Genomic DNA, 23,991 nt, shown 5'->3' with positions numbered 1-23,991 from the left:
GCTCTGTTTTATTTGTAATGAGTCAAAGCGGGCGCATGTGCGCCCGCAAGATTTTTATTTGCGAAGGTATTTGAGAATGGACTCGCCGTCCAATTTGACGGAAGGATCAAACTCTGGCGCATTCTCAATTTGCTCCAAATCATTCAAACCGCAATATTTGAAAATGCGGTTGATTGAAGAGATCAAGCGCACTGGGCGATCGGGATCTGCATTGAAGTGTTGGTGAATGGTATTTGGTGGAATGTAGATCACGTCACCGGCTTCCCACTCATAACGTTTGATTTCGTCTTGGGGCTTCCAGTGGTACGTGTCGGTAATTTCCACGTCGCAATCTTGGTGCAAATCGTAGCCACGGCCTTCGAGTACATAAACGCACTCTTCAGCCAAGTGGCGATGTTTGCCCGACTTGCTGCCGGGTGGAATGATTTGCATGTAAGCATCGACCGTTTCGATGCGCGTGTTCATCGATTCATTCAGCAAGTGCTTCAGCAAACCTTGACGCGCCATTTCCCATGGCATGTCTTCAGGGCGTACCACTTTGTGACGCTTGGAATTACGCACAGGCATTTGCTCTGCGTCGTCCAACAGACCTTGGTAATACTTGCCTTGTTGGTTACCTTGCAACCATGATTTTGATTCGTCCCAAGCCATCTCAGTAGCCTCCCTTTGGATGATTGAAGTCTTCTTCGTCGTTGCGGGCCACAAAGCCTTCACCGCCAGGTGCGGGCTCACTTGGCCGGGGTTCCACTTGGTGTTGGAACAACATGTTCATGAACATGTACATGGGTTTGGTCTTGATCACCAAAGCGCGAGCAGGTCGTTCGCTGCTGGCGTTGAAGTGTTGGTGAACGCAGTTGTTGTGCACCACGGCAATATCGCCAGCTTTCCAGTCGTAGCGAATGCCATCGTGAATTTCGTAGCCAGTACCATCCAAAATGTAGAAGGCCGCCTCGTTCACATGGCCGTGCTTTTGTGAATTGCCACCAGGGCCGTATTCTTCCAAGTGCATGTGGAAGGTTTGGGTAATGCCATCTTTGGGCTCTACATAGTGACGGCTGAACGCTTGTGGGCCATCGTTGAATTTGATGTCCTTGCCTTTGCGAACGCGTGGCATGGCACGCAGGCGCTTTAGCTCATCACCCAAGTTGTAGGGGCCGGCAATGGCGCGTACAAAGGTGCGATCTTTTTTACTGTGATAGTGCGACTCATTGGGAACGAATTCCGTAGAGGGCGCTTTTTTGTCATCAGCACTCATGGTTTTCCTTTTGGATTTAAAAATTAATTTTCTTTTTTCAGAACAATGCAGTCGGAAGGGTCCAACACAATGTGAATGGGTGCACCGACGGGTGTTTTTTGACTAGGGTGAACGCGGGCCAGCATGACTTTCTCATTCACTTGCACTTGAAAATCAAGCACATCACCTAAGAAGATTTTGGCAAATACAGTACCCAAATAGTGGTTGGTGTGGTTGACCGGCGGGGTTGAGTCGCTCAGGTGTACGTCTTCGGGGCGGATACACACCTGCACCTCTTCACCCACCTTGAAGTCGTTGATCATGGGAACTTGAATGGTGCCAATTTCTGAATCGACCACCATGGCATTGGCTGCGGAATCAATTGATCTCACAGTGGCCTTGATGAAATTGATGGTGCCCACAAAGTCAGCCACAAACTCACTGTTAGGCGTTTCGTAAATTTGGCGAGGCGTGCCTACTTGCATAATTCGCCCATTGCGCATCACTGCAATTTCATGCGACAAAGCCAGCGCTTCAGATTGATCGTGCGTGACATAAATGGTGGTAATGCCCAGCTCGCGTTGAATTTTCTTCAACTCAAAGCGCATCTTCTCGCGCAGCTTGGCGTCCAAATTGGACAGCGGCTCGTCAAGCAACAACAATTTAGGCTCCATGACCAAGGCGCGCGCCAAAGCCAAACGCTGCTGTTGTCCACCAGAAAGTCGGGTGGCGTCGCGGTCCGCATATTGCGCCAATTCGACCGACTCCAAAACCCGCATCACTTTGGTTTCAATCTCTTTGCGTGAATAATTTTTCTGACCCACTTCCAAAGGGAAGCTGGCATTTTGAAACACCGTCATGTGGGGCCAAATGGCGTAGGACTGAAACACCATGCCAAAGCCACGCTTGTTCGGCGGCACAAAAACTTTATGCGCGGAGCTGTAGACCGTGGTGCCGCTGACAGTGATGACACCTTCGGTTGGCTTTTCCAAACCAGCAATCGATCGCAAGGTGGTCGTTTTACCGCAGCCACTGGGACCGAGCAAGGTAAACAATTGGCCCTCAGGCACTTCAAAGCTCACATCTTGCGCAGCCTTGACGACGACGCCTTTGTCGCTCACATATTCTGTATGCAATCCACTGACATTTAACACATTAATTCCTTGTTTTAAATGAAGTTAGGCAAAGCCGCTTTGGCCTTGCCCACCTGCAATTTCCTTAGCTCTCTTTGACACCAAAGCGTTTACCAGCCATCTGCGCCATGCCCACCAAGACCAGCAAAAGCAAAATGAAGAGCACGCTCAAAGCAGACAACTCGACATACTGTCCGTTCTCCCACAACTCCCAAATGACGATGGAGATCACCTCATTGCCAGGGCTGTACAAAAGAATAGAAGTTGACAGTTCGCGAATCGAAACGATCATGACGTAGATCCAACCGGCGACCAAACCTGGCTTGAGCAAAGGCAAGATGATGCGGCGGAAAACGGTAAACCAACTGGCGCCACTCATGCCCGCCGACTCTTCCAAGTCTTTGTGAATTTGCAACATGGACGTGGTGCTGTAGCGCAAACCATAAGGCAAGAAACGCGTGACATAGGCCAGCAAAATGATCCAGAAGGTGCCATAAATACCGATGTCAAATGTGAGATAAAAAATCATGATAGAGACACCGAGCACCAAGCCAGGAAACACCATGGGCAATGAAGCCAAGTTGTCTAGCAACCAGCGCCCACGTATCTTTGTCTTCACCACTATCCAGCACACCACAGATGCCAGCAACATCACCGCAGTTGCAGTGGCAAACGACATCCACAAACTATTTAACACTGCATTGCGAATGGGGTCGGAACTCAAAATGTAACGGTAGCCATCTAATGTGATGCGCGACAAAGCTTCCAGTGAAGGGGGCGCATAGAATTTTTGCAAAGATGACCACAAAAGAACCAAGAAGGGCAGGATCACAATCAGCAAGAAATAGAGAATGAAAATGGCCATGGTGAAGTAGCGCCACATGCCCAAATCAATGGTGCGCGGGCGGAAGCCCTTACCCGTTACGGTGGCGTATTTGCTGCCTGTAGAAGAAATACGGGACTGCACATAAATACCGCCCGTGGTGAGCAACAACAAAATAACCGAATAGCTAGCCGCCAAGCCAATTTGACTGGGATACTGGTGAATGGCTTGGTAAATGGCTGAGGTGAACACCTGAATGCCTGCAGGCAAACCCAACAAGGCAGGCACCTCAAACGATGCGATGGTGTTGACAAACAAGGTGAGAACAGTGGCCATGATGGCCGGATACGCCAGCTTCAAGGTAATGCGGCGCAGTGTGTTCAGAATGCTGGAGCCACTCATGACAGCCGACTCTTCTAGCGATGGGTCCATGGCCTTGAAGGCCGACGACATGAGCAAGAAAGCCATGGGCGAGCAATGCAATGCATCGACCCAAATCATGCCCCACATGGAGTAAATGTTGAATGGCGGCGAATCAAGGCCAAAGATGGCCATGGCCCATGTATTCAACAAACCAATTTTGGGGCTGGCCAGCATGATCCAAGAAATGGTGAACAAAATGCCTGGAATGATGAGGGGCACGATGGACAAGGCGAAAAACAAACGGCGCAATGGCGTGTTGGTTCGCTCGTTCATCCAAGCCAACGCGGTGCCAATCACAAACGCCAACAAAGAAGTCCCCAAGGCAAATTGGACGGAGTTCCAAAAAATGGCCACTGTTTCGGGGTTGGTGTAGGCAGTGACGTAATTGCCCAACGTGAAAGTAGAAGGCGAGGAGGCCGTTTCAGGGGTGTGAAAGCTCTGCCAAATCATGAAACAGAAAGGGACAAGGGCCAAAACGGCCACGATGACCAGGCTGACGCCAATGACCAACCACTTGGCATCGAATGCCGACCCAAATTTGGGACTTGCAGTTTCTGCGACTGAGTTTTGCACGAATGAGTTCTCCAGAATTATTCAGATCAAAACTGAATCATTTGATCGTTCCTTTATGTGGAACTACAGTCCATATAAAGGCACAATTCGCATTAGGCTAGATTCAATTCAAAGTGTCAAGCAAAGGGGGTGTGGGTTTTCCCTATCAAGAGTTTTCCTCCGGCATTTTGAGAAATCAGCTCTTAGGCTGCACTTTTCATATTCCTTAATTTCTTACATCATTCTTTTATAAGGAACGATGTTCTTTTTAGCGGAAACTAGATATGATGCGCCCAAAGCCGTCGTTGCCAAAGGCTGACGGAACTTTTCAGTCGCTAGCGCTGAAATAAATCCTGACCTTAGGCTCACAAAGCGGGCTTCCTTTTTAGCTACCCTTTGAAATTGCTCAATGAAAATGACTTCTGACACCAACACTTCCAAAAGCTCACGACTGTCTTCCGTGGCAGCGGCTGTTCGCGTGCTGAAATGCTTCTCTGAAGTTGAGCCCGAAATTGGCATCAGCAGTTTGGCCAAACGTTTGTCATTGGCCAAAAGCACAGTGCACCGGTTGGCCGTCACACTGACCAGTGAAGGGCTTTTAGAACAAAGTCCCGAAACAGGCCGCTACAGGTTGGGTATCAATTTGTTCGTCATGGGCGCTCTGGTCCGCCGTCGTTTGGATGTGTCCAACATGGCCCAGCCCTTCCTGAATGTGCTGCGCGAACGCACGGGTGAAACCATTCACTTGGCCGTGATGAATGAAACCAACATTTTGTACCTCTACAACTTAGAGAGCCGGCAAGCCATTCGCATGAAAAGCTACATCGGCACCATCAAACCGGCTTTCTGCACCTGCGAGGGTCGAGCCATTGTGGCTTTTGGCGGCACTGAGTTGATGAACAAGGTTCTGAACGCCCCTCTTTTAGCGCGCACACCAGGCACCCAAACCGATCCCGCGCAACTGATGAAGATGTTTGCTGAAATCCGCGCTCATGGTTACGCCATCGACGACGAAGAGTCAGAACAAGGCATGCGCGGCATCAGCGCACCCCTTCGAGACATCACGGGACAGGTCATAGCCGCCATTGGAATTGGCGGTCCAAGCCAACGTTTGACCCTCAAAAAATTGCGCGGCTTAGCGCCTGTTTTGCTCAGCACTGCTGAAGCCATCTCTACTCAATTGGGCTATCGCGCATAAAGTCATGTCTCAAGCAGTACACCTCATTCAACTGGCTGGATCCGATCAGTCCTTTCCTTGCGCAGAAAACGACACCTTGTTGCGCGCCGCACTTCGAAGCGGTATTGCATTTCCTTACGAGTGCAATGTCGGTTCTTGCGGCAATTGCAAATTTGAATTGCTTGACGGCGTCATGACTTCTTGCTGGCCTGAAGCTCCCGGCCTGTCCGACAAAGATCGCGCTAGAAACAGAGGCCTTGGCTGCCAAAGCAAGCCCACAGGGCCTCTGCAAATTAAACTGCGCACCAGCGACAAATATGCCCCTCAGCATCGCCCTGTTCGCACGGCAGCCACCTTCATTTCTGCGCGCGCTATCACGCATGATTTGTCTGAGTTCAAATTTGAAACCGCTGTACCTGTTGCATTTTTAAGTGGGCAATACGCATTGGTTCAGATGGCTGGCATTGCGGGCCCACGCGCCTATTCCATGAGCAATGTCGGCTTGATTCATGGCCACCAACAAGCCAGCCAACTGATGGAATTTCAAGTTCGACGTGTCCCTGGCGGTCAAGGCAGTGCCCATTTATTCGACCAATTGGCGCCCGGCGATCAAGTTGAAATAGATGGCCCCTACGGCATGGCCTATCTGCGTGAAGATGTTGAACGAGACATTTTGTGTGTGGCAGGTGGTTCTGGTTTAGCGCCCATGGTTTCCATTGCACGTGGCGCATTCAACAGTCCCAAAATGCAGGGAAGAAAATTGCATTTCTACTACGGCGCACGCTCTTTGCAAGACGTTTGCGGCTTGGACATGCTGCAATCCCTTCCAGATTGGTCTTCAAAAGGACATTATCAAGCTGTCATTTCTGGTGAGCCAGAAGACCGCCATTTGCCCAACCCCTATTTGCGTGGCTTTGCTCACGATGCGGTGGCACAAAACTTTGGCGAAGCTTTGCAACAAATGGAAATTTATTTTGCAGGCCCCGCACTGATGGGCCAATCTCTTTTAAAAACTTTGATTGATCTGAAAGTGCCCATGGACCAAGTGCACTTTGATCAGTTTTATTGAACGGCAAGCATGAGCAGCGAAGACATTAAAAACAAACACAGCGTGCAAGACCACCAGTACGGCGCTGACACGTACCACACCCACGATGGCGAAGCCGATCACGACCATGATCATGACTTTGCGGGTGATGATCCTTCTCAAGAATCTTTGTGGCGCCAAGACAATGTGATTCTGCACAGCGTTGGCATTGATGTGGGCTCGTCTGGCACCCAGGTGGTCTTCTCACGCATCCACCTTAGGCGCATTGCAGAAGACTTGTCGAGTCGCTACACAGTGGTTGAGCGCACAGCGCTATACCAATCTCCTATTTCGCTCACGCCCTATTTGAACGACAGCCTGATGGATGCCCAAGCACTGGGCGCCATCATTGACAAAGCCTACCAAGACTCAGGTTTGCACCCCGACGAAATTGACGCGGGCGCAGTCATCTTGACCGGTGAAGCGCTGCGACGCGAGAACAGCGAATCGATTGCAGCCGTTTTAGCCGAACAAGGCGGCGAATTTGTGTGTGCCACTGCAGGCCACCACATGGAAGCCATGTTGGCGGTGTACGGCTCAGGTGCAGCCAAACGCTCGTACGATGAAAAGCATCGCATTTTGAACATCGACATTGGAGGGGGCACCACCAAACTCGGACTTGTTCAAAATGGTGAACTGGTTGCCACAGCGGCCGTGCACTTGGGTGGCCGACTCATGGTGGTCAACGAAAAGAACGTGCTCACGCGCCTTGACCCTGCGGGTGCCTACCTGGCCAAGCAAGCTGGCTTTGATTGGAAATTGGGCGATCAAGTGACGCGTCAAGATTTGGCCAAAGTGGCACAGTGGATGGCCGATGCGTTGGTGCGCGTTTTAACCCAAACTTTTTCACGCGAAGATTTGTCCAACTTGTATTTAACCGATCCTGTGAATGACTGGGGCCCATTGGACGGCATCATGTTCTCGGGCGGTGTGGGCGAGTATGTGTACCGCCGCGAGATGCGCGACTTTGGCGATCTGGGCAAATTGTTTGGTGAAGCAGTGCGCCAGCGACTAGACCAAAATGCCGTGCCAGTTCCTTTGCTTCCAGCGGGCGAATGCATTCGCGCCACCGTTTTGGGGGCATCCGAGTACAGTGTCCAGTTAAGTGGCAACACCACCTTCATTTCTGAGCCAGCGGCCTTGCTGCCCAGAAAAAACCTTCAAGTCATTCCACTGAATCTTGAGCTCACAGACATCATTGACCCTGCAGAAATTGCAGAAGCACTTGGCAAATCTTTCCGCAGGCACGATTTGGTAGAAGGCGCACAAGATGTGGCCATTTCGCTGCGTTGGTTAGGCGCTCCTTCGTTTACTCGCTTGAACGCTTTGTCGCAAGGTATCTTGAATGGCTTGCCCGAAACCTTGAAGCAGCAACGCCATTTGTACATTGTGACCGATGGCGACATTGCCCATAACTTAGGACATCTTTTCAAAGAAGACGAGCGCGTGAAGTGCGAAGTCTTGGTCATTGATGGCGTCACGCTTTGGGGCTTTGACTTTGTCGATCTTGGCCGCATTCGCATGCCATCGTGGACCGTGCCCGTCACCGTCAAATCGCTTGTCTTCAACGAAGACCCGCGCGCCCATGGCAAATCTGATCCTGGTGAATGGCATGCCCATGAAGACGGCAAGATGCACCGGCACGATCACAACAAGGCGCATTCGCATGGGCATGGACACACGCATGAACATGGTCATGGTCACACCCACGATCATTCACATGGGCACTCTCACGAGAACTCTCACGGCCATTCACATGACCATCCTCATGAGCACGATCACGACCATATCCATGAGACAAAACACGCCCTGAATTTGGCACACAAGGTCAAACCATAAAACGGCTTTGCTACTAAAAAGCGCAGCCCCTGTGCTTTTTTTTCGCAAGCAAGTATGACAAATTAGAAGAAAATCACACCATGGATTTGAACACCACTTCACTGCTCGCAACGTCCGGTTTGCTGCTTGCTTTGGGCTTTCGGCATGGCCTTGACCCAGACCACATCGCTGTGGTCGATGGCATGACTCGTCTGCGCCACAACGGCAGTGCTTATTGGAAAGCTCGCCTCACTGGTTTTCAATTCGCAGCCGGTCACAGCCTCACCATTTTGCTGGCCACCTTTGTGTTCTTTCTGTACGGCGTTCAGCTGCCCGAATGGTTAGATGCCACGGGCCTTTGGATTTCAACGTTTTTCTTGTTGTGGCTGGCCTACCGGAACTTTAAGTTTTGCTTTTCTGGCCACGAAACACATCACCACGCTGGCAGTCCTGTTCAGCGCAAAATTCTGCAAGCCATGGGGCCCTTTGCGCACCCCATGGGTGTTGGTTTCGGATTTGCCATTTCATTTGACTCTTTGGCGCAAGCTGGTTTGATGGCGGCCAAGGGTCATGAGTTGGGTGGGTTTTTTGCCATCGTGGCCATGGCCTTAAGTTTTGGTGCCGGCATGATGCTGGCCGACACCAGCAATGGCTTGCTCATGCATTGGCTGGTCAATCGAAGCCACCATTTGGCCCACCAGGCGGGTCGCATCATGAGTGGTGTGGTAGCCACACTGTCGCTCTTGGTTGTGGCCGTTGGCCACAGCAGCCAACACTTCACGCAACTTGAAGAAATTTGGGATGCCTGGGGTGGCTACATTGGCGTGGGTGTTACAGGCATTGCCTTGTTGGTTTACGTGGTCAGCGCCCGAATTTACAAATCAAAGAATCTCAACTGGCAGGTTGTAGATGCACATGGTGAACACCATCGCCGTGGTCGTGCCCCTTCGCTCCTTTTTCCAAAGTGACCGGCACAATTTGAACCGAACCGTGTCGCACGCCTGTTTGGGCCACGATGCGGTGCGCAAACTGTCTCACCTCTTTGGTTTTGCCTCTTAAAAATGCCACTTCCAAACAGTTGTCGTGGTCTAAGTGCAAGTGCATGCTCGACACTGTGAGGTCATGATGGTCATGCTGCAAGTTGGCAATGCGCTCTGCCATGGTGCGGTCGTGGTGGTTGTACACATAACCTAAATGCGCAATGCAATGCTCGCTTTCGTTTTGACGCAAAGTTTCTTGTGAGTGCCATCCTCGAATCAAATCACGAATGGCCTCCGAGCGCGAGGCATAGCCATTTTTATCGGCCAATTGGTCCAAAATGGCAGCCAATTCCGTTTCCAGTGAGATCGTGATGCGTTCCATGAATGTGCCTTGCAGAAATAGTCAGCGAATGGCAGGATGATACGCAGAACAAAAACACCTGTCTCATGAACGCCCCCATCCTCGACAAACGCATTCCAGTCTATTTGCTCACAGGCTATTTGGGCAGTGGCAAAACCAGTCTACTCAAATCGTGGCTGGCGCAAGATGAATTTAAAGAAGCCGCACTCGTCATCAATGAGTTGGGCGAGGTGGGCTTGGACAACCAACTCTTGAGTGGTGCCACCGAAAGCAGCGCACTGGTGGCCAATGCTTGCGTTTGCTGCACGGGTTTACCGGGCTTGGCCGAAGCGCTTGAAGACTTGTTTTGGGCGCGCCTAGAAAGACGCATGCCTCGCTTTCCCAACTTGGTCATTGAAACCACTGGCCTTGCAGAGCCTGGCCCCGTGGCCGAGGCCTTGCGAAGCAGCGACTTGCTGAAAGAGCGCTATCGATTGGCTGGCGTCATCACATGCCTTAGCGCCAGCACGGCCGATGCGGTTCTCAAACAACACGCCGAAGCACGGGCGCAATTGGCGGGTGCAGACGTCTTGATCATGACCAAAACAGATTTGGTCAGTTCAGCGCGTTTGGAAGCACTGCATTTGCGCGTGCTACATCAGTTGGCGCATTTAGAACTTGAAAAACCACCCTCCCTGTTGACTTCTGCGCGGGCCAATTTGTCTGCAGAAGATTTAATCAACAGTTTGGCTCGACGGTTCATTTCCGAAAAAGAAGTGGTCCCTTCATCGGCCCACGCTCTTGCATTGCAAGTTGTCACAACGCCTTCGCACGCTTTGCATTTGCACACGCCGGCCGAGCACTGTGCAATCTGCGAGCACGAACATGCACATGCACATGTTCATTCTGCACAGGCTTTGTGGTGGCCCATTGCTTCCAGCACTGCGATCGAAGCGCTGCAAGCGCAAGTGGGTGAATTGCAGCAGAACTTGGGGGCAGAACTTCTGCGCTTAAAAGGCCGCGTTCAAACAACCGAAGGTCGGTATGTGATTCAGCTGGCGCCTTTTGAGACACACGCAGAAGTGCGTCCAGATGAATTGGCTTGTACAGACAACACGCGCAGTGGTCTGACCGTGATCGTTAGCAGCCCCTTGTCTGAGGCTTCAGCGCAATACCTTGTGCAACAAGGTATTTCAAGCCTTGGCATTGACGCCAAGGTTTGAAGATTTTCAAGGTTTATTTCCAAGGATCGATGGTCATGTGAATGGCGTCTTCTGCGCCTTCACCGACCAATGAGCGAATGGCGTATTCGGTTTGATCCAAACCAAACATGTGGGTGCTCATTGATCGCACATTGTGGCGATTGCCCGCGATCAACTGAAGTGCGAGCTCGACAGATTCATAACTGTGGCCACGCATGCCTTTGACGGTCAGGAACTTGGCAATGATCATGTCGCTGTCAAACTGCGGCACTTTCTGGCGCTTGATGCCACCCAAAATCACACGGCCTTTTTTGCGCGCCAATTGAATGGCACTGATCACTGAGGCTGGACCACCCGAGGCACAGTCAATCACCAAGTCGGCCATTTGACCGCCGGTGATTTCGGCCACAGATTCAAGCAAGTCTTCATCGCCAATGGCCACCGTGTGGCTGGCACCCAGGTGCTTGGCCATGGCCAAACGTTTTTTGTCGGAAGGCGTGTTCAAACCCGTCACAATGATTTTGTCGACGCCCGCTTCGCGCGCCGCCACCACACAGGACAAGCCTTGTTGGCCAGGGCCTTGAATCAACACCGTCTGGCCAGGGCCCGCACCGCCGTGCAGGTAAGTCCACTCAATGCCATTGGACATGGGCAAAGCCAAAGCCGCGTACTTGGGCTCGAGGCCTGCGGGCACTTTGTGAAATACCGTGTTCATGTGCAGCTCTTGGTACTGGGCAAAACCGCCCCACAAACCCGAGCCACGGTTCAATCCCGTCGCGCCATATCGCGGACCGCCCAAGCGCCAATCGGTGGCATTGCACAAACGGAAATCACCGCTGCGGCAAAAGTCACAGTGACCACACGGCAGGTACTCTTCCAAGGCCACCAAGTCGCCTTCTTTCACGCCCCACTTGGGCCCCGCAATGGCGCCCACTTCCTGAACATAGCCCACTGTCTCGTGGCCCAAAATGGCAGGGCCTTGAATTTTGGGGAAGTCTTGGAAGAACATCCAATCGCTGCCGCAGACACCGGTGACTGCCACCTTCAACAATCCCGCATCCGGTTTGGGCTCGGGTGTTTGAAAGTTTTGAATCTCGATGGTACCGTTGGGCATGGCCACGGCGGCCTTGAATGTTTGTCCCATGAGTAACCTTTTTTAGACGCTAGAGTGTGGCTTGCCAGGTGCAGACTTGAAGTGCTCTTTGGCACCTTCTTTGTAATGCACATCGCGCTTCAACAAAACGGCCACTGAGCGAACTTTTTGATGCTCAGGGTTCAATCCGGGCAATTCAAAATCTGGGTTCTCAGCCAAAGCACGTGCCGCTTTGATCAAACGCTGACGCGCCATGATGATGCCGTTGTCGGTGGACACCAAGTTCTCTTTGGTACGGTCTTGAATGCTGCCCATGCTTTCTTGCAATGACGCGTCTTGCATGCCAATGCCTTCAATGCCGCTGTACAACAAACCTTCTTTTTGAGCCTTGCGGTCCATCAAGTAGTCGTTGTCCATGCGCTGCAAAGGCACATAGTCTTTGTCGACCTTCACGTGAATGCTGGCACCGCCCTTCATGGCGTCCACTTCTTCCTTGGTCAATGCGCGTGTGGGATGGTAGTCAAAGCTCCATGTCCAGCACGCGTGGTCATTGATAGGCACCCAGAAGTGACCGTGCACAGGGTGATCACCGCGGGGTGGCACCATGGTGAAGCAAGGCATGATCCAGGGTGTGATGCGCCAGTAGTACTGGTCGTCTTCAGCATTGCGACGTGCACCGACCAACAAACCACCATCGGCCTCAACCACTTCAAAGACAGGGCTCAAGTCATTCAAGTTGTATTGGTTGCCTTTGGCGCCTTTGAACAAGGGGTCACGGCTGAGTGACGCGCTGTGCAAGAAAGACACGTGGCTGGAATCAATGCCGCCTTCCAAGGCTTGCAACCAGTTGCTAGCTTGCAAACGCTTGGACATGTAAGAGTGCTCGCGTGGCAAGGTGGCAAATTCCCACTCTGGCAGCGGCGGTTGCTTGTCTGCAGGGCCCATGTACACCCAGATCACGCCACCGCGCTCTACCATGGGGTAAGACTTCAACTTGATGCGTTCACAGTAGCCAGATGTAGGCTCAGAAGGCACTTCCGTGCAATTGCCGTTCACGTCGTATTTCCAACCGTGGTAAGGGCAACGAATGCCGTTCTCTTCATTGCGACCAAACCACAGAGACACGCCGCGGTGGGCGCAAAACTCATCGATCAAGCCCAACTTGCCGTCGGTGTCGCGGAATGCGAGCATTTTTTCTGACAACAGTTCTAAGCGCACGGGATCGCAATCGGGACCTGGCAATTGTTCGGACAACAAAGCAGGCAACCAATAACGACGGAACAAATTGCCCATGGCCGTGCCAGGACCCGTTTGCGTCACCAAATCATTGAGTTCTTTTTTCAACATGCACGTTTCTCCTCGAGTGCCTTCGCACGGCGTCCTAAAATGATCGATATTTCTGTGTGAAATTTCCGCTAATGAAACCGTTCCCTATAAAGGAACAATGTTCTTTCATTGGAAACGAGGTTATCATCAGCGACTTGTCATTGTCAACTGGAGATTCTTTATGTCGGGTGCGTGCCGTTTTCTCTCTTTGTGCAAAGCCGCCGAGGTTGCAGAAGGTAAAGCCATCAAGGTCGAAAAAGACGGCCTGACCTTGGCTGTGTTCAACATTGAGGGTGAATACTTCGTCACAGACGACACCTGCACACACGGCCCAGGCTCTCTTTCAGAAGGCCCCATCGAGGGTGATGTGGTGGAATGTGATTTTCACAATGGCGCCTTTAACATCAAAACAGGCGCGGTGGTGGCTGCCCCCTGCATGATTCCTTTGAAAACCTACAAAGCCCGTTTGCAAGGCGATGAGATCGCCATTGAGACCTGACACAGTGCGCAGACTTTATAGTTTTTCTCACACCAGCGTGACAAAAAAGGCCCTTCAAAGGGCCTTTTTTGTGGGTGCTTGAAGCTGTCTCAAAAAGTCAATTGTCAGGCTTGACGGTTTTGATCATGGGCGCCCACTGCTTTAACTCTTCGCCCACATACTGGGTGAATTTTGCAGAATCCCAATCAAAGGTTTCCATCGATTGTTTGGCCAACATGTCCTTGGCGGCCTGGCTTTGCATGATCTTGCGTACTTCCTTGTTCAACTTGTCAACCACACCACTGGGCATGCCTGCGGGGCCAGACAATGAAAACCATGTGAGCGCCACCAATTGGGGATAGCCTAACTCTGCAAAGGTCGGCACATTGGGAAACTCAGGCATGCGCTTGGATGACGTGATGGCCAAAGCGCGCAGTTTACCGGCTTGAATTTGCGCGCTGGCGGTGGACAGCGTAGTGAACAAAGCTGGAATGTGCCCCGCAATCGTATCGGCCACAGCAGGGCTACCACCCTTGTAGGCGACATGCTGCATGGGCGTTTTGGACATCACCTCAAAGGCTTCGCCAATCAAGTACCCATGCGTTCCCTTGCCAGGTGAACCCCAACTCACTTGATTGGCTTTGGCATATGCCATGAAGCTTTTCAGATCTGGGATGGGCAACTGCGCATTCACCGCCAACACAATGGGTGGGCCACCCAGCATGGCAATGTGCGTGAAGTCTTTGATGGGATCGTATGTTTTTGGATTTTCTGTGGGCGCAATCACATGCGACGCAACACCGGAAATGACCAGGTTGTAGCCATCAGGCGCAGACTTGGCAACTTGCTGGGACCCAATCATGCCGCCCGCACCCCCCTTGTTTTCAATCACAAAGGGTTGCTTGAAAGTCTCGGTCAGGCCCACAGAAATAAGACGCCCCAAACTGTCAGAGCTGCCACCTGCCGCGTAGGGCACCACAATTTTGACGGCCCTTTGTGGCCAAGCGGTATCTTGCGCAGCGGCGTTGCCCGCAGCAAAAGAACATATGCACAAGAGACTGGCCCCCACGGCCGCAACACGGCTGTGTGTCTGGATGATTCTGTGAATCAAAGAAAAGCGTTTCAAGTTCAAGTCCCTCTTAATGCAGATGTGTGAATGCCCCGAACTGTCTTCGAAACACTTGGCCCTGTCAAGCATAGAGAACCGCCGTTCCTTATGTGGGAACGAGCAATTCTCACAGCGCGTTAGCTCATGGCTTGACCCAACCCGAAGACATCATTTTTTCTGACACCGGTTTGGTCAAAAAGATGGTGGTCAGAATGCGCGTCAAATGAAACGCGGTCACGATCGGTGCGCCCAAACCAAAGGCCTTGGACAAGATGCCCATCTCGGTCATGCCGCCAGGCGCCATCGACAGGAATGCCGTCATGATGGCAATGTTGGCGCCTTGCGAAATGAACCAAGCCGCCACCATGCAAACACTCAAGATGCCCAAAGTGACAACTGCCACAGAGGCCAAGGTGCGTGGCGCGCGCGTGAAGAAAGCACGGTTGATGTGCTGACCCAAGCCCCAACCAATGACGACCTGCGCCGCAATCAAGCCCAAATCTGGCAAACGTCCAGTCACATCGTTGTTGGCGCAAATTGCAGCAATCAACAAGGCCCCTAAAACCCACGGATTGGGGGTGCGCATTTTTTGAAAACACCAACCCACCACTGTGGCCGTCCCTAGCAAACCCAAAGTTAAAGGCCAGCTCAATACGCCCACACCTGGCGTTGGCATGATGGGCGTTGCACCACTGGCCCAAGCAATGTAAGACGCGGTGGAAGTGACCATCATGATGCGCACAGCATGTGCAGAAGCCACCACAGCACCGTCTGCCCCTGCACGCTGCGCCTGCACCGACATTTCAGAGGAAGCGCCAAGCGCCACAGAATAGATGGCGGTGGGTCCGTCCACTTTGGCCAGCATTTGCAAAGCCCTGGCCGACATCACCGACATGAAAATGCCGACAAACGCACCCAACACCATCCACGGCGCCAAGCCACCAATCATGGCCAAGACGGCAGGCGTGAAATACAAGCCAATCGAAGCACCAATGTAGATTTGCGCCGACTTGCGTGCCAACACTGGTTGTTTGTGAACGCGGTTGGCCATGCTGACACAAGCCACCGCCACCATCGGACCCAACACCCAAGGCAGCGGCACGTGCAAATGAAACGCACCCCAACCGCCGAGCACGGCAAAGCCAATGGTCAGTGCCAAGCGGCCCCATCGATCGAGATCAAAGGCCATCAAGAACCTAAATAAGTGCCGCCGTTGACGTGCATCACTTGGCCCGTCACAAACCTGGCCTGATCGCTTGCCAAAAACGCCACCATGGCAGCCACTTCATCCACCGTGCCACGACGTTCAATCAGGGGATGACGCTTGGCGTGGTGGTTGGGCTCTGCAGAAGCGGCACTGTTGTTGCGGTTGGTTGAAATCATGCCTGGCGAGACACAGTTGACGGTGATGCCGGGCGCCAAGTCGTGGGCCAACGCACGCGTCAAGCCGACCAATCCTGATTTGGCTGTGACCACATGGGGACGGTTCATGGCGCCTGTGTGCGCGGTCAGACCGCCTATGTTGATGACGGCCCCCATAGGCGACTGACGCAACATGGGCAGTGCGGCTTGGCTGCAATAAAACGCGCCGTCCAACACCACGGCCAAAGTGTTGCGCCAATCTTCTACCGACACTTCTTCAATGGGTGCTTCGCGCCGAATGGCCGCGTTGTTGACCAACACATCCAGACGGCCCCATGTCGACTGAATCAAATCCATCATGCCCTGAACACGCTGCCTGTCGGTCACATCGGCCACACACAACAAAGCCGGTGTGCCCAGCGCCAGCAATTCATCAACCACTGCTTGGCCTTCACTGACTGATGCACGCACATTGATGGCCAAAGCAAAACCTTGCTTGGCCAAAGTGTGCGCAATACCACGGCCAATGTTGCGGCCTGCGCCAGTGACCAGCGCCACTTTTTGATCTGGCTTGAGAGTTGTCATGTTGAACTTCTGCTACTTCTTGATTGAGATTGCCGTGGGTGGCTTACTTCACTGACAAGCTGCTCAAAGACACCTTGCTGGCTTTGAACAGGCCCTGCACCTGCGCCAAAATGCTTTGCGTTTGCTCGGCATCCAAGCCACCGAACTTGCAATTGGCTTTGAACTTTTGCAACAGGTCGGCATCCGACATAGGATGGTCCACACCGCCTTTGAAAAAGCCTTGTCGCTGCTCTAGCACTTGGCCGTTTTTCAGGTGCACACGAACATGGCCTGTGAACTGCTTGGGGTAAGGGTTCTGAGGATCGACGATGTAGCGGACCTTGGCGGCCAACGCACGAATGTCTGCGCCTTGCACCACCTCTTCGGTATAGGCCTCGAGGCCGGCATCGTCCAACATCAAACCTGCAGCAATGGCATAGGGAATGCTGAACTTGGCAGCATAGGCATTGGGCGGTGAATGCTTGAGCGACAAAGGCTCCCACAAACGATGCACGATGCCCTCTGCGGTATCGCACTCAATGCGATCGATCTCTGTCAGGGCCACACCTTGCGCAGTCAGGTCCTGACGAATCAGTCGGGCGCAATCAATGAAGGGGTGCGCCATGGTGCCGCAAGCATAGGGCTTGAATGCAATGGTGGTCCAAATCCAAGCTTGGCCAAAATCTTTGAGCATGGCGTCAAAGTTGCCGTCGGTGGTGTTTGCAAAACCATGGAACAAACCATGGTGGCCTTCAAACACAGTGGCAGGTCCTTTGAAGCCGGCTTGCGCCATGCGCACCGCGCGATATGCTGACTGCGCAGCCCAACCTGGGTGCATGCGCTTGGTCCATGAACCGTCGGCCAAATATTCAATGATGCCGCCAGCCATACTGCCTGCAATGCCAAAGGCGTTGACCAATTGTTGTTCAGTCAACTTAAGCGCAGCGCCTAAGCCGGCCACACCGCCCATCACACCAAACACAGCGGTTGGGTGAAAGCCCGCTTTGTGCACGCGCGTTGGTGCCACGGCACACAAACGGCACATCACTTCAACGCCAATGGCCACACCACGCAACACATCTTCGCCCGACAAAGCGTGACGCTCGGCGGCAGCTAGCAAAGCCGGCACAATGACCACGCCAGCATGCACAGGACCACCTTCGTAAGTGTCGTCGAAGTCTTCGCCGTGAGCCGCAATGCCGTTCACAAATGCAGCACCCTCAACCCCACACTTTTGCTCGAAACCGAAGACTGTGCAATTGCCTTCTTGCTCGAAAGCGCTAAGGGCTGCTTTCACATAAAACTCATGGCGTGCGGCAATGCAAATGCCAAGCACATCGGTGATCAATCGCTGGCCAACTTGTTGGCCAAGTGCCTCTTTCTCTGGTCGAGCATTGACAATGCCATGCGCCAATTGTTGGGCAACTGTCACGCTGGACGAAGTTTGTTCTTGTTTCATTTCGCAGACTTTCGACGATCCGAAATTTCTTTCCAAAGAGAATAAGCCGACAAGGCTGCCGACAACCCCAACAAAATGGCAGACACCGTGTCAGTGACAAAAATGCTGTGATCGCCGCCAGAGATCAACAGACTGCGGCGGTAATTTGACTCCACCATGTAACCCAAAACCATGCCCAAGACCATGGGCAAAACGGGCAGCTTCAACAAGCGCATGACATAGCCCAACAAACCAATGAGCAACACCAAGCCACAGTCAAACAAACTCTGATGAATTGCGAACACACCCGCCATGACCAAGGCCAAAATAAAGGCAATCAAATAGGGCTTGGGTCGATTGACCAGCCACATGCAGGGCGACAAGATCACGAGGCCAATGAGCAACATGGCAATGTTGGCAATCAACAAGCCCCCATAAAGACCATAAACCACTTCAGGTGCTTTTTGAAACAGCATGGGGCCGGGCTGCAAACCATGAATCAAAAATCCGCCGAGCAAAATGGCGGCAGAGTTAGAGCCGGGAATGCCCAAACTGAGCAGCGGCACCAAGGCGGTTGCTGTGACCACATTGTTGGCAGCTTCAGGTGCCGCCACACCCTCTGGCGAGCCCTTGCCAAATTCTTCTGGATGCTTAGACCAACGCTTGGCTTCTGTGTAAGCCATGAACGCAGCAACAGTACCGCCGGCACCTGGCGTCACACCTTCAAAAGTACCAATGGCAGCGCCAATGGCTTGAGGCTTGAACAACCGTTTGCTCATGGCCCAGTTGGGTAATTTCAACCGTGTTGAACCACTGCCGCCACGAGCCCATGGCGGCTCCCCAATTTGAACCAACATTTCTGTGACCGCAAACAAGCCCACCATGACCAAAATAGGTTTGACCCCATCGAGCAAGTCTTCTGATCCAAAGGTAAAGCGCTGAACACCCGAGACAGGATCGCTGCCGATGAACGCAATCATCAAGCCCATGCACGCAGCAATCAAACCACGCAACAAAGAACCACCGGACAGGCCGGCAATGACAGACAAGCCCAAGATGCCCAAGGAGAAGTAAGCTGCAGGCGTGAAAGCGAGCGCAACTTGCGCCAAGCTTTCTGTGCACAGCACCAAGACCACTAAGCCAAATAAACCACCATAGAGACCCGACATCAAAGAAATGCCCAAGGCTTCGCCCGCTTGACCGCGCTTGGCCATTTCGTTGCCATCGATCACCGTGGCGGATGCAGAGTTGGTACCTGGGGTTCGAATCAAGATGGCAGGAATCGAGCCGCCGTATTCAGCGCCTACGTACACACTGGCCAACAAGACCAATGCATTGGTGGCTTCCATGCCAACCGTGAAAGGCAAGAGCAAGGCCATTGCAATAGAGGGCGAAATGCCAGGCAAAGCGCCGCCAAAGATCCCCCACAACACACCTGCAAACGCACACAAAATAACCCAGCCAGAGGCCAGGTTGGAAAGTGCTAACAAAAAACTTTCCATGATTTATTTTCCAATCCACTGTGACCACATACCCGTTGGCAAGTGAATTTCCAAGGCGTAGTCAAACGACAGCCACAAGGCGGGGCCGGTGATCAAAGCGCACCAAAGCAAAGTTTTGAGTTGCCGAGCGCCACCAAAATAGGCCACAGCGGCCACCATGACGCCAATCGAGACAATGAAACCAAAAATAGTCACCAACAACAAAAAGCCAAGCAACAGCGCCAACAAACCCATCGCCTTCCAGTGCGGATGCGCACTGCCACCGGGCTCGACTTCTTCTACTTCAGCACTTGCTTCCGCTTTTGATTTCAACCAAGACTTCATGAACAGCAACGCCGAGGCCAAGCACATCAGGTAGCCGATGCCAATGGGCACACCGGCAACGCCCACCGCATCGGCCAGCAAACTGTCTTCAATCAAACTGGCTTGGTACACATAGACGCTGGAGACGGCCATTCCCAACAAGCCCGTTAAACGATCTGTTTGTTGGGCGTTCATTTAATCAGGCCCATCTCTTTAAAATCTTGTGCTGTTTCTTGGGCAACCTCTTGAATGAACTTGCGTGCCGCTTCACGGCCCAGCAACATGGGCGTCAGGTGATCCTTGGTGTACTCGCTTTTGTAGGCTGGCAACTCCAGCGCTTTGCGAGCTGCATCTTCCCAAGCTTTGGCAATATTGTCTGGCACACCCTTGGGGCTGGCCAAGCCTCTGAACTTGCGAATTACCACGTTGTAGCCTTGCTCTTTGGCTGTGGGCAACTGCGGCAAACCGGCCAAACGGTTTTCTGACAGCGTGGCCAACAACCGCACCTTGCCGGCCTCTAGTTGTCCTTGCAACTCTTGAATTTCACCAATGCCAATGTCGTAGGTGCCGTTCAACACACCAATCATTTGATCGCCGCCGCCTTCATGGCTAACGATGGGCACTTTGACGCCTGCAGCTCGCGCCAATTTTTCCATGCCAATGCGCTCTAGTGACGCTGGATTTGAAGCGCCCCAACGTGATTTTCCTGGATTGGCTTTGGCATGCGCCATCACATCTTGCAATGACTTGAAGGGTGAATCGGCGCGCGTGAAAATAACCTCAGGGTCAATGAAGACGATCAGCATCGGGTCTAAGCCGTCATAGCCCACAGAAGGCTTAGACAACAGCGTGGTTTGAATGTAAGTGGGCGTTGTGCCATAAAACATCGAGCCATCTGTTGGCCCTTTGGCCACATGCGCCACCGCTTTGGCACCACTGCCGCCGCGAATGTTTTCTACCGCCAAATTTGTTTTCATGATGGGCGAGATGTACTTGGCCAAGTCACGCAAAAACACATCGGAGCCACCACCAGGGCTAGAGTGCGTCACCAAGGTCACTCGGTTGACGGGATAAGCCTGCGTGGTTTGTGCCACTGCACTGCTGAGGCCAACCATGACCATGCCCAATGCCAAGACGTTTTTCAAAACAAATTTGCGGTTCATGTGAGTCTCCGTTTGATGAAAAAATCCCGAGGTTTGCACCTTCGGGATGGGGGTTTTGCCAACTTACTGCGTCATGCTCTTGAGCAAGGCTTTCAAATCTTTTTGCGCCGCCAAGCTCATGCACAAGTTCCAAGCCTCTTCCGTTTTGGCGGCGCCCAAAATAGGCGTGCTTTGATCGACAAACTTGGCCTTGAGTTGCTCGTTGCTCATGGGCTTTTCCAAACTGCCAATGGCGCGCTCAATGTAGATGTGGTGCTTTTGGCCGTCGGTGGTTTCCAAGGTCACATCGACAGAAGCTTCGTGGATGCTGCGGTCCACAATCAATTCCACTTTGTCGCGCACGCCAATCACCAGCGGTGAGCGCACCACGTCGTCGGCGTACTCGTGTTCGCCGGCGCGGCCGTAGATCAATGCCACGGCGCATGAATGAAAGACACTGAACTTGGCCAACAAGCCATCGGTCGGTGTTTTCTTTCCCGTGAGTTCTTGCACCAAGGGGTGCGCCTTCAAAGTCACTTTGGCCACTTGTTCGGGCTTCAAGTTGTGCTTCTCACGCAATTGCACGCACGCGTCGATGGCGGGGTGAATCACGATGCCGCAAGCAAATGGCTTGTACGTGTTGAGTTCAATTTCCCAAGACTTGCCCAGGTTCTCCGTGACTTCTTTCCAATCGGTTTTGTCAGAGAACACTTGCATCAAACCGCGCGGTGCTTCCAAAGCGCGGGGTGATGCGGTGTAACCGTGCTTGGCCATCAAAGCAGACATCAGGCCCACTTTGGCTGCACCACCGGGGTGGAAAGGCTTGGTCATGGTGCCAAATTGTTCACGCAGGCCCACAGGTTGTGACGCGGCAATGCCCAAAGCCATTTGCGTTTGTTTGGCATTCAGGCCGAGCAAACGAGAGCAGGCAGCCGCACTGCCCAACATGCCGGTCGAACCCGTGATGTGCCAACCGCGGTCGTAGTGGTTGGGGTACACCGCATTGCCCACTCGGCAAGACACTTCCACACCAATCACCAAGGCGTCGATCAATTGACGGCCGGTAGAGCCCAAATGCTCACCCAAAGCCAAGATGGCAGAAGCCACAGGACCGGCGGGGTGAATGATGGTTTTCAGGTGCGTGTCATCAAAGTCAAAGGTGTGCGAGCTGATGCCATTGAGCAAAGCGGCATTGGCCATGTCAACGCGATCGCTGCGGCCCAAGACGGAGGCTTGCGCAGAAGGGGCCAACTCTTTCACGGCGCCCAAGGCGGCTTCAATGGTTTCATGGGTGCTTGGACCCACAGCACAGCCCGCCCAGTTGGCAAAGGTGCGGTGGGCTTGGGCTTCAACCGCGTCCGACCAGCCCTTGGAGGGGTGGTTGGCCACAAATTCGGCCAGCAGTTGGGTAATGGCGGGGGCGTTGGCGTCGGCAACGACGGTCGTATTGCGTGCAGTCATGTCAAAAAAGGGCTTTTCGCCTCAAATTAGGGAAATCAAATGGAGAGCTGATCATAGGTGAATCGAGAATTTTTCGCAGACTTGCTCACAGAGTACATAGCGAAAAGCGCCTAATGCGCACATTCTTGCTAGAGATTTCCTCACATTATTTGGCGCCTGAGCCTGGGTGTGGCTTGGGCCCGACGTTCAGTGACTCATTGACCCATGTCAGTCACAGGAAAAGTCTCTCGGTTTAGACTCGGGGTATTCGATTTGATGGCCAACCAGCACTGCTGCTGCGCCCTGTTTATGACTACACAAACCACACCTGAAAACGCCCCGATCCCTCTGGATCAAGAAATGCCGCACCGCAAAGTCATCCGCCAATGGCTGTTGCCTTTGTCTGAGCGCTCTACCTTGCGCGCGTTCGTGCTGTTGTTGATTGACACGGCTCTGTTTGTTGGGCTGATCGCAGGCACGGTTGCGCTTGAGTCTGTATGGCTTAAGTTGCTCTGCGGCTTGGCGGCTGGTTTTGTCATTGGCCGCCTCTTCATCATTGGCCATGACGCATGCCACCAAAGCCTCACGCCCCACCGCGAGTTGAACAAATGGATTGGCCGTTACGCATTCTTGTACTCGCTCACGCCCTACAGCTTGTGGGACACCGGTCACAACGTGGTGCACCACGGTTACACCAACTTGAAGGGCGTTGACTTTGTCTGGACGCCCCTCACAGCCGAAGAGTTTGCAGCACTCGGCCCCATAGATCGTTTGCTGCAATACCTTTATCGCAGTGGATGGGCGCCCGGTCTGTACTACCTGATTGAAATTTGGTGGAAGCGTGAATTTTTCCCCAACAAAACACACATGCCCACACGCCGTCCTATTTTCTTCAAGGACAGTTTGTTGGTCACCGTGTTTGGTGTCTTGTGGGTCGGTGTGATGGCCTATGCAGCAGGCGCCACAGGCCAGTCCGTCTGGCTCACATTGCTGATGGGCGTGCTGGTGCCTTTCTTGTTCTGGAACACCATGATTGGTTTTGTGGTCTATGTTCACCACACCCATGTGCGTGTGTCTTGGCACAACGAAAAATCGGCTTGGACCAAAGCACAACCCTTTGTGTCCACCACCGTGCACCTCACCTTCCCCATGAAAATTGGCAACATGGTTCACCACATCATGGAGCACACCGCGCACCACGTGGACATGAGCATTCCGCTTTACCGCTTGAAGCAAGCGCAAGCTAAGCTGGAAGAAATGCTGCCAGGTCGCATCATTGTTCAGCCCTTCTCTTGGAGCTGGTATTTCAAAACAGCCAAGGCCTGCAAGCTTTACGACTTCACACGTGAATGCTGGACTGACTTTCAAGGACAGATGACGAGCCCTGTTCGCGGCAATTTGCCCGCCAAAACTTAAAGCTGTCCGAGCATCTGCTCCAACCGCGCAAGCAAAAAGGCCGCTGACAT

22 protein-coding genes are annotated in these 23,991 nt (G+C 52.8%); 7 read left to right on the top strand and 15 right to left on the bottom strand.

The window, feature by feature from the left end:
* Window positions 1–54: 54 nt before the first annotated feature.
* The 4 genes from B9Z46_RS11865 to B9Z46_RS11850 all read right to left on the bottom strand — a co-directional run bounded on the left by B9Z46_RS11865 (window position 55) and on the right by B9Z46_RS11850 (window position 4,186).
* Window positions 55–651, bottom strand: coding sequence for a cupin domain-containing protein (locus B9Z46_RS11865; protein ID WP_108256721.1), 597 nt, complete (start codon window positions 649–651; stop codon window positions 55–57).
* Between the two features lies 1 nt (window position 652).
* Window positions 653–1,255, bottom strand: a complete 603-nt coding sequence (locus tag B9Z46_RS11860; protein WP_108256719.1) for a cupin domain-containing protein — start codon at window positions 1,253–1,255, stop codon at window positions 653–655.
* 23 nt (window positions 1,256–1,278) lie between these two features.
* Window positions 1,279–2,355, bottom strand: a complete 1,077-nt coding sequence (locus B9Z46_RS11855; protein ID WP_233245999.1) for an ABC transporter ATP-binding protein — start codon at window positions 2,353–2,355, stop codon at window positions 1,279–1,281.
* Window positions 2,356–2,452: 97 nt separating this feature from the next.
* The gene (locus B9Z46_RS11850) at window positions 2,453–4,186 is read right to left on the bottom strand and encodes an iron ABC transporter permease (RefSeq protein WP_233245998.1); all 1,734 of its coding nucleotides are present in this window, start codon (window positions 4,184–4,186) and stop codon (window positions 2,453–2,455) included.
* 388 nt (window positions 4,187–4,574) lie between these two features.
* Here B9Z46_RS11850 and B9Z46_RS11845 point away from each other — a divergent pair, with 388 nt between their 5' ends.
* The 4 genes from B9Z46_RS11845 (at window position 4,575) to B9Z46_RS11830 (ending at window position 9,215) form a co-directional block, all read left to right on the top strand.
* Entirely contained in the window at window positions 4,575–5,363 is a 789-nt protein-coding gene (locus B9Z46_RS11845; protein WP_233245997.1) for an IclR family transcriptional regulator, read from the top strand.
* 4 nt (window positions 5,364–5,367) lie between these two features.
* Complete coding sequence (locus B9Z46_RS11840) at window positions 5,368–6,411, top strand: 2Fe-2S iron-sulfur cluster-binding protein (RefSeq protein ID WP_108256715.1); 1,044 nt, start codon at window positions 5,368–5,370, stop codon at window positions 6,409–6,411.
* Between the two features lie 9 nt (window positions 6,412–6,420).
* Window positions 6,421–8,268 carry an ethanolamine ammonia-lyase reactivating factor EutA gene (locus tag B9Z46_RS11835; RefSeq protein ID WP_108256713.1) on the top strand — a complete coding sequence of 616 codons (1,848 nt, stop codon included), beginning with the start codon at window positions 6,421–6,423 and terminating at the stop codon, window positions 8,266–8,268.
* 80 nt (window positions 8,269–8,348) lie between these two features.
* Complete coding sequence (locus B9Z46_RS11830) at window positions 8,349–9,215, top strand: hypothetical protein (RefSeq protein ID WP_108256711.1); 867 nt, start codon at window positions 8,349–8,351, stop codon at window positions 9,213–9,215.
* Here B9Z46_RS11830 and nikR read toward each other — a convergent pair.
* Window positions 9,139–9,609 carry a nickel-responsive transcriptional regulator NikR gene (nikR, locus tag B9Z46_RS11825; protein WP_108256709.1) on the bottom strand — a complete coding sequence of 157 codons (471 nt, stop codon included), beginning with the start codon at window positions 9,607–9,609 and terminating at the stop codon, window positions 9,139–9,141. The two genes, B9Z46_RS11830 and nikR, sit on opposite strands and share 77 nt — an antisense overlap.
* A 65-nt stretch (window positions 9,610–9,674) precedes the next feature.
* On the opposite strand from nikR, the gene B9Z46_RS11820 reads away from it, so the two are divergent.
* A complete protein-coding gene (locus B9Z46_RS11820; RefSeq protein ID WP_158268435.1) occupies window positions 9,675–10,790 on the top strand; it encodes a GTP-binding protein in 1,116 nt (371 codons plus the stop codon).
* 13 nt (window positions 10,791–10,803) lie between these two features.
* Here B9Z46_RS11820 and B9Z46_RS11815 read toward each other — a convergent pair whose 3' ends face one another.
* Window positions 10,804–11,913, bottom strand: coding sequence for a zinc-binding dehydrogenase (locus B9Z46_RS11815; RefSeq protein ID WP_108256705.1), 1,110 nt, complete (start codon window positions 11,911–11,913; stop codon window positions 10,804–10,806).
* 12 nt (window positions 11,914–11,925) lie between these two features.
* The gene (locus tag B9Z46_RS11810) at window positions 11,926–13,209 is read right to left on the bottom strand and encodes an aromatic ring-hydroxylating dioxygenase subunit alpha (protein ID WP_108256703.1); all 1,284 of its coding nucleotides are present in this window, start codon (window positions 13,207–13,209) and stop codon (window positions 11,926–11,928) included.
* 160 nt (window positions 13,210–13,369) lie between these two features.
* On the opposite strand from B9Z46_RS11810, the gene B9Z46_RS11805 reads away from it, so the two are divergent.
* Window positions 13,370–13,687, top strand: coding sequence for a non-heme iron oxygenase ferredoxin subunit (locus B9Z46_RS11805; RefSeq protein WP_108256701.1), 318 nt, complete (start codon window positions 13,370–13,372; stop codon window positions 13,685–13,687).
* A 97-nt stretch (window positions 13,688–13,784) separates the two neighbouring features.
* Here B9Z46_RS11805 and B9Z46_RS11800 read toward each other — a convergent pair whose 3' ends face one another.
* The 8 genes from B9Z46_RS11800 to B9Z46_RS11765 all read right to left on the bottom strand — a co-directional run bounded on the left by B9Z46_RS11800 (window position 13,785) and on the right by B9Z46_RS11765 (window position 22,546).
* On the bottom strand, window positions 13,785–14,792 hold the full coding sequence (locus tag B9Z46_RS11800; protein ID WP_158268434.1) for a tripartite tricarboxylate transporter substrate binding protein: 1,008 nt from the start codon (window positions 14,790–14,792) through the stop codon (window positions 13,785–13,787).
* Between the two features lie 124 nt (window positions 14,793–14,916).
* On the bottom strand, window positions 14,917–15,963 hold the full coding sequence (locus B9Z46_RS11795) for an AbrB family transcriptional regulator (protein WP_108256697.1): 1,047 nt from the start codon (window positions 15,961–15,963) through the stop codon (window positions 14,917–14,919).
* Window positions 15,963–16,721 (bottom strand): SDR family NAD(P)-dependent oxidoreductase, encoded by a 759-nt coding sequence (locus B9Z46_RS11790; RefSeq protein WP_108256695.1) that lies wholly within the window; start codon window positions 16,719–16,721, stop codon window positions 15,963–15,965. The genes B9Z46_RS11795 and B9Z46_RS11790 overlap by 1 nt, the downstream gene beginning before the upstream one ends.
* A gap of 43 nt (window positions 16,722–16,764) precedes the next feature.
* Window positions 16,765–18,159 (bottom strand): MmgE/PrpD family protein, encoded by a 1,395-nt coding sequence (locus tag B9Z46_RS11785; RefSeq protein ID WP_108256693.1) that lies wholly within the window; start codon window positions 18,157–18,159, stop codon window positions 16,765–16,767.
* Window positions 18,156–19,640, bottom strand: coding sequence for a tripartite tricarboxylate transporter permease (locus B9Z46_RS11780; protein ID WP_108256691.1), 1,485 nt, complete (start codon window positions 19,638–19,640; stop codon window positions 18,156–18,158). Before B9Z46_RS11780 ends, B9Z46_RS11785 begins: the two co-directional genes overlap by 4 nt.
* A gap of 3 nt (window positions 19,641–19,643) precedes the next feature.
* Entirely contained in the window at window positions 19,644–20,138 is a 495-nt protein-coding gene (locus B9Z46_RS11775) for a tripartite tricarboxylate transporter TctB family protein (protein WP_108256689.1), read from the bottom strand.
* Window positions 20,135–21,106, bottom strand: coding sequence for a tripartite tricarboxylate transporter substrate binding protein (locus tag B9Z46_RS11770; protein ID WP_233245996.1), 972 nt, complete (start codon window positions 21,104–21,106; stop codon window positions 20,135–20,137). Before B9Z46_RS11770 ends, B9Z46_RS11775 begins: the two co-directional genes overlap by 4 nt.
* 63 nt (window positions 21,107–21,169) lie before the next feature.
* Window positions 21,170–22,546, bottom strand: a complete 1,377-nt coding sequence (locus tag B9Z46_RS11765; RefSeq protein ID WP_108256687.1) for an MmgE/PrpD family protein — start codon at window positions 22,544–22,546, stop codon at window positions 21,170–21,172.
* Between the two features lie 288 nt (window positions 22,547–22,834).
* Here B9Z46_RS11765 and B9Z46_RS11760 point away from each other — a divergent pair, with 288 nt between their 5' ends.
* Window positions 22,835–23,941 (top strand): fatty acid desaturase, encoded by a 1,107-nt coding sequence (locus B9Z46_RS11760; protein ID WP_108256685.1) that lies wholly within the window; start codon window positions 22,835–22,837, stop codon window positions 23,939–23,941.
* The last annotated feature ends 50 nt before the right edge of the window (window positions 23,942–23,991 follow it).

The organism is Limnohabitans sp. Hippo4 (assembly GCF_003063605.1).
In the GTDB taxonomy this organism is placed as follows: Bacteria; Pseudomonadota; Gammaproteobacteria; order Burkholderiales; family Burkholderiaceae_C; genus Limnohabitans_A.
Note: the sequence above shows the minus strand (reverse complement) of the source record. Positions and strands in the feature narration are given on the sequence as shown.